The following is a 15,320-nucleotide window of genomic DNA, read 5'->3' as shown; positions in this document are numbered from 1 at the left end:
CGGCTCCCGTAAGCAGAGGATTGACGGCGGCAGCCTATCCCCAGGCCCTTCGTGCCTTGCCGCTGGTGTCCAGGGCCTTCGCGCCGAGCTGCCAGGTGTCACGACGGGCCGTCCCCGGGCGGCCCGTTCACCGCAGGCCGGGGAGCTGCGGGGCACCCGTCGTTACGCCGGTAGGGTGAGGCCTGTGACAGCGCGACCGTTGAACGAAGTTGTGGAGCCCGGATGGGCTCAGGCGTTGGCCCCTGTGGCGGGACGCATCGCCGAGATGGGGAACTTCCTGCGGGCGGAGGTCGCGGCGGGCCGCACCTATCTGCCGTCGGGGGCGAACGTGCTGCGCGCGTTCCAGCAGCCCTTCGACGAGGTGCGTGTACTGATCGTCGGTCAGGACCCCTATCCCACACCGGGGATGGCCATCGGGCTCAGCTTCGCGGTGGCCCCCGAGGTCCGCCAGCTGCCGGGCAGCCTGGAGAACATCTACCGTGAGCTGCACGCGGACCTGGGGCTGCCCCGGCCGTCGAACGGTGATCTGACCCCGTGGACGCGGCAGGGGGTGCTGCTGCTGAACAGGGCGCTGACGACCGCACCCCGCAAACCCGCCGCCCACCGGGGCAAGGGCTGGGAAGAGGTCACCGAACAGGCCATCCGTGCGCTGGTCGCGCGGGGCACCCCGCTGGTGTCCATTCTGTGGGGCCGCGACGCACGCAACCTCCGGCCTTCGCTGGGGGACTTCCCGGCGATCGAGTCCGCCCATCCGTCCCCCATGTCGGCGGACCGCGGCTTCTTCGGGTCGCGTCCCTTCAGCAAGGCCAATGAACTCCTGGCCCGCCAGGGGGCGCAGCCGGTGGACTGGCGCCTGCCGTAGGGACTGTGCTCGCCTCCGCCCGCCGCCCTGCCGGCGGAGAGCGGCCCGCCCGACCGTGGCCTGGCGCGGGGGCGGCAGGTCCGGCCCCGCCGGCGGCGCGACGCCCGGTCACCGGTCGAGGGCTGCCGCCCGTACGCACAGGACGTCGGGCAGGTGAGCGGCGAGCTGTTCCCAGCTGTCCCCGTCGTCCGCACTCGCGTACACCTCGCCGTTGCGGTTGCCGAAGTACACGCCGGCCGGATCGGCGTCGTCCGTACAGAGCGCGTCGCGCAGCACCGTGCCGTAATGCGCGCCGTCGGGCAGGCCCGCTGACAGGGGTTCCCAGCTGTCGCCCGCGTCGGTGGTCCGGAACACGCGGCAGCGATGCCCGGCCGGCACCCGGTCGGCGTCGGCGTTGATCGGGAAGAGGTACGCCGTGTCCGCGCGGTGCGGGTGCGCCGCCACCGCGAAGCCGAAGTCGGACGGCAGCCCCGCCCCGATGTCCGTCCAGTGGTCACCGGCGTCGTCACTGCGGAACACCCCCCAGTGGTTCTGCAGATAGAGCCGGTCCGGATCGACGGCGTCCCGGCTGACCTTGTGGACACACTGGCCGAACTCCGGATCGGGGTCGGGCAGGAAGACCGCCGACACCCCCTTGTTGGCAGGGGCCCAGCTCTCACCGCCGTCCGCCGTCCTGAAGACTCCGGCGGTGGAGACGGCGACCGTGACCGCCTGCGGGTCGCGCTCGTCCGTCAGTACCGTGTGCAGTCCCTCGCCGCCCCCGCCCGGAACCCACTTCGAGCGCGTCGGGTGCTCCCAGAGCGGACGCACCAGTTCGAACGACTCGCCCCTGTCCCGTGAACGGAAGAGGGCGGCCGGCTCGGTACCCGCATACACGACATCGGGCGCCTCGGGGCCCGCCGGGTGCAGCTGCCAGACCCGCTCCAGCGATGTCCCGGTGAACTCCGGGAACTTCACGGCCGGTTGCTTCGGCTCGGCCCAGGTCGCGCCCAGGTCGTCGGAGTGGAAGACGGACGGGCCCCAGTGCGCGCTGTCGCCGCCCACCAGGAGCCGGGGGGTGTCGCCGCGCTTGTCGATGCCGATCGAGTAGATCGCCTGCGCATGGAAATGCGGACCGCCGAACTCCCATGCCCCGTCTCTCCTGTGGCCGATGAAGAGCCCTTTGCGGGTGCCGACGGTGAGCAGAACATCGGTCATGACCGAACCTCCCGAAACGCCGTTGTGCCGGATACGGGCCAGTCTGCACCCGGCCACTGACAGTCGCGCGCAGGACAGCTCCGGACACTGCCGCTTCCTCGGCGGGACACGGGTTCCGGAAAGCCGGGACCCCGGCTCCCCGGGCCGGGACGCTCAGCGCTCCGGGCGGAAACCCCCAGCGCTCCGGGCGGGCACCGCTCACACGCGCGGTGGCGGGCCTGCGCGCCGCGGGACGCCCGGTTCCCGGGCCGGCCTCCTTCGCGAAGGTCAGGAGGCGGGTCCCGGCCCGGTCTCCTTCGCGAGGGTCAGGAGGCAGGCCGTGCTTCCGTCGTCCTCGGTGAGGTCACGGACGTGACGGAAGCCGATCCGGTTCAGCAGGGTGAGCGACGCCTCATTGGCGGCGTCCACCGTCGCGTGCACCTCGCTCAGGCCGAGGGTGCCGAAGCCGTGGCAGACCAGCGTCCGGACGATCTCGGTGCCCAGCCCCCGCCCCCACACCGAGGGAGCCACGGCGTAGACGATCTCGTGGCCGTCCACGCCGGGTGCCGGGGACGGCTTGATCTCCGCGTGCGCGATCGCACGTCCGTCCCGCCGTACCACCCACACCCCGACCAGGTCCTGGGCGTACACCTTTGTGAAGATCCGCCCGAACAGCGCCCGGTCCTCGGCCTCCGGAGCCGGGCCGCCACCCATCCAGCGCCCCACCCGGGTGTCCTGGAAGAGCGCCACGAAGCCGTCCTCGTCGGCGGGGGTGTACGGCTCCAGCAGCAGCCGGCGGGTGCGCAGGACAGGAGTCTTCATGCCGCGCGACGGTACTGACCGCCCGCCCCCGGCCGCAACGGAGTTGATCAGTGGCCGGGCGCCGCCGTGCTGCTGCGCACCACCAGATTGGTGGCCAGGTCGACCCGGGTGGTCGCGGGCTGCCGGCCCCGGCCGAGGTCGAGGACCAGCCGCGCCGCGGTCTCGGCCATCTCTATGAGCGGCTGTCGCACCGTGGTCAGCGGCGGCCCGATCCAGCGGGTCAGCGGCAGGTCGTCGAAACCGACCACGCTGAGGTCCTCGGGGATGCGCAGTCCCAGTTCGCGCGCGGCCTCGTACACGCCGAGTGCCTGGAGGTCGTTCCCGGCGAAGATGGCGGTCGGCCGGTCGGCCATGCGCAGCAGTTCCATGCCCGTGGCGTAACCGGCCTCGTGCTGGAACTCGCCCTCGCGGATCAGGCCGGAGTCGATCGGCAGGCCCGCGGTCTCCAGCGCGGCCCGGTAGCCGTCCACCCGGGCGCGGCTGCACATCATGCGCGACGGGCCGCTGATGACCCCGATCCTGCGGTGCCCGAGCCCGGTGAGGTGCCGGGTGGCGGCCAGTCCGCCCTGCCAGTTCGTCGTCCCCACGGACGGGACGTCGTCGCCCGGGTCGCCGGCCGGGTCGACCACCGCGAACGGGATGCTGCGGCTGGTCAGCTGTGCGCGCTGGGCGGCGGTGAGGTCCGACAGGACCAGGATCACCCCGACCGGCCTGCGGGCGAGTACGCCGTCCACCCAGGTCTGTCCGGGGGTGAGGCGGCCCGCGCTCTCCGAGAGCACCAGGCTCAGGCCCTCCTCGCGTGCGACGTTCTCCACCCCGCGCACGACCTCCATGGCCCACGCGCTGTCCAGCTCGTGGAAGACCAGATCGATCAGTCGCGACTGGGTCGTGGATCCGCGTCTGCGGCGGTAGCCGTGCAGCAGAAGCAGCTCCTCCACCTTGGTGCGCGTGCCGGGGGCGACATCGGCACGCCCGTTCAGCACTTTCGAAACTGTCGGAGCCGAGACTCCGGCCGCTCGGGCGATTTCCGCCAGGGTGGCGGTGCCTTCCGACGACTCGCCGGCCGGCGCATTCTCCTGATGTGACTGGATGTTTGCGGGGCTCATGCAGGGAATCGTAACTGCCTGCCGCCCTCGGGGAAGGGTGGGACCCCGCGGGAAATTCTCTCGTCCGGCCCCCTTGACTGGCCCGAAACACGACCGTACGGTTCCGGCAACATTCGCAAGCAGGGCCGAAACATTCGACAGAGGTGCGGTCATGGGGTCGGGAATATTCACTCAGAGCACGCGTGCGGCGAGATGGACCGCGGCCGGTGCCGCCATGGTCATGGCCGGGGTGCTGGTGGGCTGCGGGTCGGGCGGCAGCGGCGGTGACGGCGACGGAACCATCACCGCCTACGTGTACGGCGACGACGCGGTGAAGGTCCAGCAGGCCGCAGTGAAGGAGTTCAACAAGACCTCCGACATCAAGGTCAAGCTCGTCTCCGTCCCCGGCACCGAGTACGTCAACAAGCTCCGCAGCGCCATGGGTTCCCCGAGCGCCCCCGACGTCTTCTTCAACTGGGGCGGCGGCTCCATCAAGCCCTACGTCGACGCCGGTCAGCTGGTCGATCTCACTTCGACGATCAAGAACGACAGCACGCTGAAGGACGGCTTCCTGCCCTCGATCGTCACCGCGGGCAGCCTCGACGGGAAGATCTACGGCGTCCCCATGCGCGGCATGCAGCCGGTGATGCTCTTCTACAACAAGACCCTCTTCGCCGACAACGGGCTGGAGGCTCCCAAGACGTGGGAGGACCTCCAGAAGGCCATCACCACCTTCAAGGGCAAGGGCATCACCCCGTTCGCCCTCGGCGGTTCCGACAAGTGGCCCGAACTGATGTGGATGGAGTACCTCCTCGACCGGATCGGCGGCCCCGACGTCTTCCGGAAGATCCAGAACGGCGACACCTCGGGCTGGGGCGACCCTGCGGTGCTCAAGACCGCCCAGACCGTCAAGAAGCTCGTCGACGACGGCGCCTTCGGCAAGAACTTCAACTCCGTCGACTACGGCAACGGAGGCGCCCCCACCCTGCTCAACAAGGGCAAGGCCGCGATGCACCTGATGGGTTCGTGGGAGTACTCGACACAGCTGGGCAAGGCACCCGCGTTCGCCGAGAAGGACCTCGGCTGGGCACCGTTCCCGACCGTGGCCGGCGGTGTCGGCGACGCGGCCAACGTGGTGGGCAACCCCACCAACTACTGGTCGGTCAACGCCCGGACCAAGCACAAGGACGCTGCCGTGGCGTTCCTCAAGGCGATGGCCGCGAAGTCCTACAGCAAGGCACTGATCGACAACGGTGACGTCCCGACCACGTCGAACGCGGCCTCGCTGCTGAGCACCTCGCCCAATCCGCGGTTCGCCGCCGACCAGTACGCGATGGTCCAGAAGGCGCCGGACTTCACGCTCTCCTGGGACCAGGCGCTGGAGTCGCAGTACGCCACCCCGCTGCTCACCGAGATCAGCAAGCTGTTCGCCGGCAAGTCCACGCCCGAGCAGTTCGTCGACGCGATGAAGGCCGTCAAGTAACGATGTCTCAGCTCTCCTCGGACACACGGGTGCGTGGAGGAAGGAAGGCGGCCGCCGGCAACGTCGGTCGCCCTCCGGTCGCCTGGGCGCTGCCCGGCATCCTCTTCTTCGCCCTCTTCGCGATCGTCCCGCTGGCGATCGCCGTCTATCTGTCCTTCTGCCACTGGGACGGACTGAACTCCCCGACACCCATCGGCGCGGACAACTGGACCCGGCTGTTCAAGGACCCGGAGTTCCGCCAGGCAGCCTGGCTCAGCCTGCTGCTCACCACGATCAGCTGGGCCTTCCAGACTCCGGTTGCCCTCCTGCTCGGCGTCTGGGCGGCGGGCAGACAGCGGAGCCGTGCCGTGCTCTCCGCGGTCTTCTTCGTTCCGCTGCTGCTCTCCACCACGGCCATCGCGATGCTCTTCCACGCGCTGCTGGACCCCAACTTCGGCGTGATCCGGACGATCGGGCCCTGGTTCGGGATCGACCCGAACATCATGGGCTCGTCCACCGGCGCCCTGCTGACCGTGGCGTTCGTCGGCGGCTGGCAGTTCATGCCGTTCCACACCCTGATCTATCAGGGCGGTACCCGGCAGATCCCCCAGGTCCTCTACCAGGCGGCGGAGATCGACGGGGCCGGCATGCTCCGCCAGTTCTTCCACATCACCCTGCCCCAGCTCCGCAACACCATCACGACGTCCTCGGTCCTGATGATCGTCGGCTCGCTGACCTACTTCGACACCGTACTGATCATGACCAAGGGCGGCCCCGGCACCGACACCACCGTGCTGCCGTACCTGATGTACCGGACCGGTTTCCAGACCTACGACCTCGGCTACGCCGCGGCGATCGCCACGGCCCTCGTCGTCGTGGCCACCGCCCTTTCGCTCATCCTGGTCCGCTTCAGCGGCTTCGGGAACATGCGGTCCACCCGGGAAGGTATGTGACGAGATGTCGACCGACACCCGCCCCGCGCCGCGCCTCACGTCGCCCGTGACCCGCAGTCGCCAGGCCGCCGCCCGGCGACGCCGCAAGTGGGGCAACCCGCTGGCCGGTCTTGGCTCGCTGGTCTGGCTCGTCATCGTGGCCGTTCCGCTCTACACGCTGGTCTCCGCCTCGCTCATGCGCCAGGACGAGGCGCTCAACGGCGACCCGCTCGCCGTTCCGACCGACCCCACGCTCGACAACTACCGCACGGTGCTGGACGGCGGCTTCTCCACCATGCTCGCCAACACGGCGATCGTCGCCGTGGCCACCGTGGCGATCGTCCTGCTGCTGTCGGTGCCCGTCGCCTACGTGGCGGTACGGACCCGCAGCAGGCTCTCCTCGCTCGCCTTCCGGACCTTCCTGCTCGGCGTCGCCATTCCCGCGCAGGCCGTGATCGTTCCGCTCTACCTGCTCATCAGCAAGATGGGCCTGTACGACAGCCTGCCCGCGATCATTCTGCCGACCGCGGCGTTCGCGATGCCGGTGGCGGTCCTGATCCTCAGCGGCACCATGCGTGACGTCTCCGAGGAGATGTACGAGGCGATGGCGCTCGACGGCGCGACGCCCATGCGGATGCTGTGGCAGCTGGCGGTCCCGATGTCCAAGGCGGGCATCAGCACCGTGGCGATCTACACGGCCCTCCAGGCGTGGAACGGGTTCCTGTTCCCGCTGATCCTGACCCAGTCCGAGGAGAACCGTGTGCTGACGCTGGGCCTGTTCAACTTCATGTCCCAGTTCGGGGTGAACATCCCCGCCGTGCTGGCCGCGATCGTGCTGTCCGTCCTGCCGATCTTCGCGGTGTACCTCGTGGCGCGGAAGGCGCTGGTCAACGGACTGATGGGGGTGGGCGGCAAGTAGCGCTCCGGGGCCTGTCCCACGGGCCCCACGCCGCCCCGTACCACCGCACTCATGAGAGGAACCCCTGCCCCCATGGCAGTCCCCGCTGTCCCGCATGCCCGCAGTACCGGTGTCGCCCCGGCCGTCGACGGCCCCTGGCGCGACACCTCCCTCACCCCGGAGGAGCGGGTGGCCGATCTGGTCCCCCGGATGACGCTGGAGGAGAAGGCCGCCCAGCTGTACGGAATCTGGGTGGGCGCCGACGCCGACGGCGACGGGGTCGCCCCGCACCAGAACGACATGGTCGACCCGGTCGACTGGGACGATCTGACCACCCGTGGCCTCGGCCAGCTCACCCGGCCCTTCGGCACCGCCCCCGTCGACCCCGGCGTCGGGACACTCGCCCTGGCCCGCGCGCAGGAACGGATCGCGGAGGCCGGACGCTTCGGCATTCCGGCGCTCGCCCACGAGGAGTGCCTGGCCGGCTTCACCGCCTGGGGCGCCACCGCCTACCCCGTCCCCCTGTCGTGGGGCGCGGCCTGGAACCCGGACCTGGTCGCCGAGATGGCCCACCGGATCGGTACCGACATGCGTGCCGTCGGCGTCCACCAAGGGCTGGCGCCCGTCCTGGACGTGGTGCGCGACCTGCGGTGGGGCCGGGTCGAGGAGACCATCGGCGAGGACCCCTATCTGGTGGCCACCATCGGTACCGCCTACGTTCGCGGACTGGAGTCGGCGGGCATCGTCTCCACGCTCAAGCACTTCGCCGGCTACGCGGCCTCCGCCGGCGCCCGCAACCTCTCACCGGTGCGGGCGGGGGCGCGCGAGGTGGCGGACGTGATCCTGCCGCCCTTCGAGATGGCCCTGCTGGAGGGCGGCGCGCGTTCGGTGATGCACTCGTACGCCGAGATCGACGGTGTGCCCGCGGCCGCCGACCCCGCCCTGCTGACCGGTCTCCTCCGGGACACCTGGGGTTTCACCGGGACCGTCGTCGCCGACTACTTCGGCATCGGCTTCCTGGAGACCCTGCACAAGGTCGCCGCCGACCGCGCGGACGCGGCCCGGCTCGCCCTGGGAGCCGGCGTCGACGTGGAGCTGCCCACCGTCCGCAGCTACGGTGACGTCCTCGTCGCCGCCGTACGGGACGGGACGGTGGACGAGGCGCTCGTCGACCGGGCCCTGCACCGTGTCCTGCTCCAGAAGTGCGAACTCGGACTGCTCGACCCCGACTGGTCGCCGCTGCCCGCCGCACTGAAGGGCGCGGACCCCGAGCAGGCCCGCGCCACCGTCGACCTCGACCCGCCGGAGAACCGGGCCCTGGCCCGCGAACTCGCCGAACAGGCCTGTGTGCTGCTCGCCAACCCCGGCGGCATGCTGCCGCTGCGTGACACGGGGCGGATCGCCGTGGTCGGGCCGCGGGCCGACGACGCGCTTGCCATGCTCGGGTGCTACTCCTTCCCCAGCCATGTCGGCGTCTCGCACCCCGGGTTCGAGATGGGTATCGACGTGCCGACGGTGCTGGAAGCGCTGCGCGGCGAGTTCCCCGGCTCCGACGTGGGCTTCACCGCCGGCTGCGAGGTGGACGGCACGGACGTCTCGGGGATCGCGGACGCCGTCCGGCTGGCCGGGGACGCCGATGTCTGTGTCGCCGTGCTGGGCGACCGGGCCGGTCTCTTCGGACGCGGCACGTCCGGCGAGGGCTGCGACGCGGCCGATCTCGCGCTGCCCGGTGTGCAGGGTGAGCTCCTCGAAGCCCTGCTGGCCACCGGCACCCCGGTGGTCCTGGTGCTGCTGACCGGCCGCCCGTACGGGCTGGGGCGCTGGGCGGACCGGACGGCGGCCGTCGTGCAGGCCTTCTTCCCGGGCGAGGAGGGCGGTCCGGCGCTGGCCGGGGTGCTCTCCGGCCGGGTCAACCCCTCCGGCCGTCTGCCGGTGAGCGTTCCGCGGGGGCCGGGCGGTCAGCCGTGGACGTATCTCCAGCCGCCGCTGGGGCTGGTGAGCGGGGTCAGCAACCTGGACCCGACACCGCTCCACGCCTTCGGGCACGGTCTGTCGTACACGACCTTCGAGTGGGAGCAGGGCGATCCCGCCCCGGCCGAGATCCCCACCGACGGCACCGCCGACCTCGATGTCACGGTCCGCAACACCGGGGACCGCGACGGTGCCGAAGTGGTGCAGCTCTACCTCCACGATCCGGTGGCCCAGACCACCCGGCCGCATGCGCGGCTGATCGGCTACGCCAGGGTCCCGCTCGCCCCCGGTGCGGCGGCCACGGTCCGCTTCCGCTTCCACGCGGATCTGGCGTCCTTCACCGGCATCGGCGGCCGTCGCGTCGTCGAGCCCGGCGAGCTCGAACTGCGGCTCGCCGCCTCCAGCGACGCGGCCGACGTACGCCGGACCCTGCGGCTCCGGCTCACCGGCCCCGAGCGCGTCGTCGACCACACGCGACGGCTCGTCTGCGACACCTCGGTCGAGTCCGCCGCCGTACCGGAGCCGGCCGCGCGCTGACCGGTTCCGCCCGCATCGCGGCACCCTCCCGGTCGTGAACCTCCCCGCCCTGGCCGACGGCTTGCCCGTCGGCTGCGGGGAGGTTCACGAAACTTTCGAAGCATCTCCATCGAACGTGCGTCGATGCCGGCAGCCAGGTGCCGGGAGAGCCGCACCCTCCGCAACGAGATATGTCATGCACAAGGCAGGGCCGCCGATGTGACCGCCGCAGGGGCGACTGTTCACCCGATTTGTCATGAATATGAACAAATAGGAGAGCGATATGGACGACAATCTCCAGAAGCACACCGGCCGCAGAGCGGTGCTGGGACTCGGGCTGGGCCTCACCGCACTCACCGCGCCCCCCTCGGCTCCCTCCTCGGCCTGGCCACCGAGGCGTCCGCGAGCGGCCGCGGCCCTGCGCCGCAGCCGACGGACCCCGGTGCGTACATCTCGTTCACGCCCCGGCGCGGCAGCTTCGCACTGGTCAGGAACGGGCGCGCGGCACCGATCCTGGTCAGCGACCAGGACTGGGCCGGCGTCGTCCGGGTGGCGGGCGACCTCCGGAGCGACATCGAACGCGTCACCGGCGTCCGCCCCGCGCTCTCGCACGGCACGGTGCCCGGCGGACGCGAGATCACGATCATCGGCACCGTGGGCCACAGCCCGCTGATCGACGGACTGGTGGCCCGGGGCAAGCTCGATGTCTCCGCCATCCGGGGCAGATGGGAGACCAGCCTCCAGACCGTCGTCGACCAACCGCTGCCCGGGGTGGAGCGCGCGTTCGTGATCGCGGGCAGCGACCAGCGGGGCACGATCTTCGGTACGTACGACGTCTCGCGCGGAATCGGTGTCTCGCCCTGGTACTGGTGGGACGACGTCGTCCCCGTACACCGGGACGAGATCCACGTACGGCCCGGCCCGCACACCCAGGGCACACCGGCCGTGAAGTACCGGGGCTTCTTCATCAACGACGAGAACCCGGCGCTCGGTACCTGGGCCCCCGCCCACTTCGGCCCCGGCAGGGCGCCCGGCTTCGAGGGAGGCTTCAACGCCGATTTCTACGCCAGGATCTTCGAGGTGATGCTGCGCCTCAAGGCCAACTACCTCTGGCCCGCCGTCTGGGGGCGCGCCTTCGCCGAGGACGATCCGCTCAATCACGCCACGGCCAAGGCGTACGGCGTCGTCATGGGCACCTCGCACGAGGCGCCCATGATGCGCGGCATCGAGGAGTGGAACAGACACGCGGTCGCCGCCGTACGCGACAGCGAGGGCAACATCACGACCCCCGGCCACGACCCCTACGGCGGGACCGGCGAGTGGTCCTTCCGCCGCAACGCCGAGGCGATCAAGGCCTACTGGGCCGACGGCATCCGGCGGATGAGGGACGAGGACTTCGAGGGCGTCGTCACCCTCGGCATGCGCGGCAACGGCGACGTCAGTCTCCCGGACGGCGACGGCATCGAGCTGATGACCGAGATCATCGCCACCCAGCGAAAGCTCCTGGCGGAGATCTCCGGCAAGGACATCACCGCCATTCCCCAGGTCTGGACGCTCTACAAGGAGGTCCAGCACTACTGGGACCGCGGGCTGCGGGTCCCCGACGACGTCACGGTGGTGCTCACCGACGACAACTGGGCCAACATCCGCAAGCTCCCCGACCTCAAGAACGACGCCCGCGAGGGCGGTTACGGCCTCTATTACCACTTCGACTACGTCGGGGTGGGCCGCAACTACAAGTGGGTGGACACCGCCTCTCTGCCCAACATGTGGGACCAGCTCCACCAGTGCCACGCCTACGGCAACCACGGACTGTGGATCACCAACACCGGTGACCTCAAGGGCAACGAACTGCCCACGCAGTTCTTCCTGGAGTACGCCTGGAACCCCGAGCGCTGGCCTCTGGACCGGCTGCCCGAGTGGGAGGAGCGGTACGCCCGCCAGAACTTCGGCGAGACGCAGGCCGCCGCGATCGCCGCCGTCCTGCGCGCGTACGCCCGGCTCCAGTCGCGGCGCAAGCCCGAACTGCTCAACCGGAAGATCACGCTCGACCCGGCCAAGGACCCCGCCAAGGACGGCTCGGCGGTCGTGTACGACGACGAGGCGACCCCGTTCAGCATCGTCGACTACCGCGAACTGGAACGGGTCACCGAGGAGTGGCGCCTGCTCGGCGCCGAGGCCGAACGGGTCGGGCGCAGGCTGCCGGCCTCCGCCCAGGACGCCTGGTACGAACTCGTCGGGTACGAGGTGCAGGCCACCGCCAATCTCTACGCGCTGCGCGCCGCGGAGTTCACCAACCTGCACTACGCCGCTCAGGGGCGGGCCCTCACCAATGATCTGGCGGCCGCCGCCGAGGCCCGGCTCGCCGACGACCTGGCCCTGGCCGAGCGCTTCAACACCCAGGTGGCAGGGGGAAAGTGGCAGGGCTTCCAGACCCAGCCGCACATCGACTACGGCGATGTGGAGCGCTACGGCCCGAACGCCCCCTGGCAGCAGCCCGAGATCAACAACGTCGCGCTCAAGGACGTGCTCTTCCCGGCGGTCCGGCGCATCGAGCTGCCCGCAGGCGCCAGGATGGGCGTGGCCGTCGACGGATCGGCAGCCTGGTGGCCGCACGAGCAGAGCCCGGCGGTGCTGCCGGTCTTCAGTCCGTACCAGAGCCAGCCCGCCCAGTACATCGAGGTGTTCAACCGGGGCCGTGCCCCCTTCGACTACCGCGTGCGCACAGGCGCCCCCTGGCTGACCGCGGACCGGGTCCGGGGCCGGGTCGGCCGGCAGGAACGGATCACCCTGCGCGTCGACTGGACCGGGGCTCCGGAGGGGGTCACCGAGGTGCCGGTCACCGTCACCGGGCCGGGCGGGGCGGAGGTGGTCGTCACGGCGGTCGTCGACCGCCCGGCGCTGTCCCGCTCGCAGCTCGACGGCTTCGTCGAGGCCAACGGGTACGTGTCCGTCGAGGCGGACCACTACAGCCGTGCCGTCGGCGGTGGTGGCATCAGCTGGCGGCGCATCCCGGACATCGGACGGACCGGCGCCGGAATGGAACCCTTCCCCGTCACCGCCGTCCGGCAGGTCCCCGGCGGGAACAGCCCGAGGCTGGAGTACCTGGTCAGCCTGTTCACGACCGGCCCGGTCACCGTCCACGCGTATCTGTCGCCCCGCAACAACGCGCTGGCGACCGACGGACTGACCTACGCGGTCTCCTTCGACGGCGCGGCACCGCAGTCGGTGAACGTCACCAAGGCGACGGGAGCCGATGACGGCACCATGAACGCGCAGTGGGCCCGCAACACCTCCGACAACGTCAACGTCACCAGTACGGTGCACCACATCGGCACCGCCGGAGTGCATGTGCTGAAATTCTGGATGGTCGACCCCACGGTCGTGCTGCAGAACCTGGTGGTCGACACCGGCGGCCTCAAGCCCAGCTATCTGGGCCCGCCGGAGAGCCTCCGGCTGCGCTGAGCCCGGGTCCCGGGCCCGGGAAAGAGGAGGGCGGAGCAGATGAAGAGCGACTACGGAACCGGTGCGCCGAACGAATACCTGGAGGTGACCCCGGAGGGTGCGGGGGTCGCGATCAGGGTCGGCACGCCGTCGGGGGAGCTCTCGCTGATCTGTACTCCGGACCGGGCCCGGGAGCTGGCCGCCGCTCTCGGTCTCGCGGCGGACGAGGCCGAGAGCGTGGGGGCGGCGGACCCGGTCACGGTCAGGGCGGACGAGCTGCGCCGCGGGGACGTACGGGACGGCGACCGCGCGATGACGGTGGAAGCCGTCCGGACCGAAGGGGCCACGGCCCACGTCACCTGGAAGTCGGGGGCCGGCCGCAGCTGGAACCAGCTCTACGACGCCGACGCCCGCATCACGCTCCGCCGGCGAGGCCGGTAGGCCGGCCGGCAGCCCGGCTTCGCCGCGCACTGCCGAGGGACGGGGTGCACCCTGGAGGGGAGGCTCCGGAGGTGAGCGCCATGACACAGACGGCTGTCGGATGGCACATCGAGCTGGAATTCGAGGAAGACACCCATCGCACGCGTGCGGCCGCTCTGGTGCGGCTGTCCGACGGGAGCGAGGTGCGTGCCCACGGCTATGCCAGCCGCCATCCCTCCGACTCCGAACAGCCCAGGGTGGGCGAGGAGATCGCGGGGGCCCGCGCACTCAACGAACTGGCGATGAAGCTGCTGACCAAGGCCCACGACGAGATCGACGAGGCGTCCGGCCGCACGTCGTACCCGCTGACCTGACCCAGGTGACGGCGGAGTTCTCCGTTCCCCGCCTTGTACGAGAGGAATCGTAATTTGACGGACGTCGTAGTACGGGATGTATCGTACTAGTGATCCTTCCGTGCCCGGCGAAACGGAGTCCGTCGTGAGTGCCCTTTTCGATCCCATCACCCTGCGGTCGCTTGTCGTGCCCAACCGGGCATGGATGGCACCCATGTGCCAGTACAGCGCCGCACCGGTGGGGCCGGAGGCGGGGGTGCCCACCGACTGGCACTTCGCACATCTGGCCGCCCGCGCCACCGGCGGCACCGGCCTGATCCTCACCGAGGCGACGGCTGTCAGCCCCGAGGGGCGCATCAGTCCTGCCGACCTCGGTATCTGGAACGACACCCAGGTCGCGGCCTTCCGCCGGATCACGGACTTCGTCAAGGACCAGGGCTCGGTCATCGGTGTCCAGCTGGCGCATGCCGGCCGCAAGGCATCCACCGCCGCCCCCTGGACCGGCCGGGGTCCCGTCGGCGCCGACGGGCACGGCTGGACGCCCGTCGCGCCCAGCCCGCTGCCCTTCGACGCCGGATACCCGGTGCCGCACGAGCTGACCGCCGACGAGATCCAGGCGGTCGTGGCCGACTTCCGCGAGGCCGCCCGCCGCGCGCTCGAAGCCGGATTCCAGGTCGCCGAGGTGCACGGCGCTCACGGCTACCTCATCGGGCAGTTCCTGTCGCCGCACACCAATCACCGCACCGACGCGTACGGCGGCAGCTACGAGAACCGGGTCCGCTTCGCCCTCGAGGTCGTCGACGCCGTGCGGGAGGTGTGGCCCGAGGATCTGCCCGTCTTCTTCCGGATCTCCGCCACGGACTGGCTCACCGAGAACGCCGAGGACGAGCGCGAGGGCTGGACCGCCGACGAGACGGTGCGGCTGGCCGGTGAGCTCCGGGCGCACGGGGTCGACCTGCTGGACGTCTCCACCGGCGGAAACGCCCCCCGCGCGCGCATCGCGACCGGTCCCGGTTATCAGGTCCCCTTCGCCGAGCGCGTGAAGCGGGAGACCTCGCTCCCCGTCGCGGCCGTCGGCCTGATCACCGACCCGCAGCATGCCGAGAAGATCCTCGCCGAGGGCAGTGCGGACGCCGTGCTTCTCGGCCGGGAGCTGCTGCGCAACCCGTCATGGGCGCGCCACGCGGCCCGTGAGCTGAGCGGCACCGTGCACGCCCCCGAGCAGTACGGCTACGCGATCTGACCGCACCCCCGAAGCTCCTCCGCCCTCCTTGCGCGTCCCGGACCGCCGTCTCCCGACGGTGTGTCCCGGGTGCGCGGGGAGGGCGGTCGTGTGTGTGCCGTCGGCATCGCGGTGTCCGTCCATCGCGCGTTCGCCC

11 protein-coding genes and 1 pseudogene are annotated in these 15,320 nt (G+C 70.8%); 9 read left to right on the top strand and 3 right to left on the bottom strand.

The window, feature by feature from the left end:
* Positions 1 to 184 precede the first annotated feature (184 nt).
* A complete protein-coding gene (locus ACZ4LX_RS30545; RefSeq protein WP_467650122.1) occupies positions 185 to 862 on the top strand; it encodes a uracil-DNA glycosylase in 678 nt (225 codons plus the stop codon).
* 108 nt (positions 863 to 970) lie between these two features.
* Here the strand turns inward: ACZ4LX_RS30545 and ACZ4LX_RS30540 are convergent, their stop codons facing one another.
* From ACZ4LX_RS30540 to ACZ4LX_RS30530, 3 genes are all read right to left on the bottom strand, one after another.
* Positions 971 to 2,059, bottom strand: a complete 1,089-nt coding sequence (locus ACZ4LX_RS30540) for a WD40/YVTN/BNR-like repeat-containing protein (RefSeq protein ID WP_467650121.1) — start codon at positions 2,057 to 2,059, stop codon at positions 971 to 973.
* 267 nt (positions 2,060 to 2,326) lie between these two features.
* A complete protein-coding gene (locus tag ACZ4LX_RS30535; protein WP_467650120.1) occupies positions 2,327 to 2,860 on the bottom strand; it encodes a GNAT family N-acetyltransferase in 534 nt (177 codons plus the stop codon).
* Between the two features lie 47 nt (positions 2,861 to 2,907).
* Positions 2,908 to 3,966, bottom strand: coding sequence for a LacI family DNA-binding transcriptional regulator (locus tag ACZ4LX_RS30530; protein ID WP_467650119.1), 1,059 nt, complete (start codon positions 3,964 to 3,966; stop codon positions 2,908 to 2,910).
* 214 nt (positions 3,967 to 4,180) lie between these two features.
* On the opposite strand from ACZ4LX_RS30530, the gene ACZ4LX_RS30525 reads away from it, so the two are divergent.
* The 8 genes and pseudogenes from ACZ4LX_RS30525 to ACZ4LX_RS30490 all read left to right on the top strand — a co-directional run bounded on the left by ACZ4LX_RS30525 (position 4,181) and on the right by ACZ4LX_RS30490 (position 15,184).
* On the top strand, positions 4,181 to 5,428 hold the full coding sequence (locus tag ACZ4LX_RS30525; RefSeq protein WP_467650136.1) for an extracellular solute-binding protein: 1,248 nt from the start codon (positions 4,181 to 4,183) through the stop codon (positions 5,426 to 5,428).
* A gap of 2 nt (positions 5,429 to 5,430) precedes the next feature.
* Positions 5,431 to 6,360 carry a carbohydrate ABC transporter permease gene (locus tag ACZ4LX_RS30520; protein ID WP_467650118.1) on the top strand — a complete coding sequence of 310 codons (930 nt, stop codon included), beginning with the start codon at positions 5,431 to 5,433 and terminating at the stop codon, positions 6,358 to 6,360.
* A gap of 4 nt (positions 6,361 to 6,364) precedes the next feature.
* Positions 6,365 to 7,258, top strand: coding sequence for a carbohydrate ABC transporter permease (locus tag ACZ4LX_RS30515; protein WP_467650117.1), 894 nt, complete (start codon positions 6,365 to 6,367; stop codon positions 7,256 to 7,258).
* A 72-nt stretch (positions 7,259 to 7,330) separates the two neighbouring features.
* Positions 7,331 to 9,745, top strand: coding sequence for a beta-xylosidase/alpha-l-arabinosidase (locus tag ACZ4LX_RS30510; protein WP_467650116.1), 2,415 nt, complete (start codon positions 7,331 to 7,333; stop codon positions 9,743 to 9,745).
* Between the two features lie 262 nt (positions 9,746 to 10,007).
* Positions 10,008 to 13,189: pseudogene (locus ACZ4LX_RS30505) on the top strand (glycosyl hydrolase 115 family protein).
* Positions 13,190 to 13,228: 39 nt separating this feature from the next.
* Entirely contained in the window at positions 13,229 to 13,609 is a 381-nt protein-coding gene (locus ACZ4LX_RS30500) for a hypothetical protein (RefSeq protein WP_467650115.1), read from the top strand.
* An 80-nt stretch (positions 13,610 to 13,689) separates the two neighbouring features.
* Complete coding sequence (locus ACZ4LX_RS30495) at positions 13,690 to 13,962, top strand: DUF1876 domain-containing protein (RefSeq protein ID WP_219572999.1); 273 nt, start codon at positions 13,690 to 13,692, stop codon at positions 13,960 to 13,962.
* A gap of 124 nt (positions 13,963 to 14,086) precedes the next feature.
* Positions 14,087 to 15,184 carry an NADH:flavin oxidoreductase/NADH oxidase gene (locus ACZ4LX_RS30490; protein WP_467650114.1) on the top strand — a complete coding sequence of 366 codons (1,098 nt, stop codon included), beginning with the start codon at positions 14,087 to 14,089 and terminating at the stop codon, positions 15,182 to 15,184.
* Positions 15,185 to 15,320: the final 136 nt, after the last annotated feature.

The sequence above is a fragment of the Streptomyces sp. NPDC026062 genome (assembly GCF_055568375.1).
This window is presented reverse-complemented; position numbering and strand designations above follow the sequence as displayed.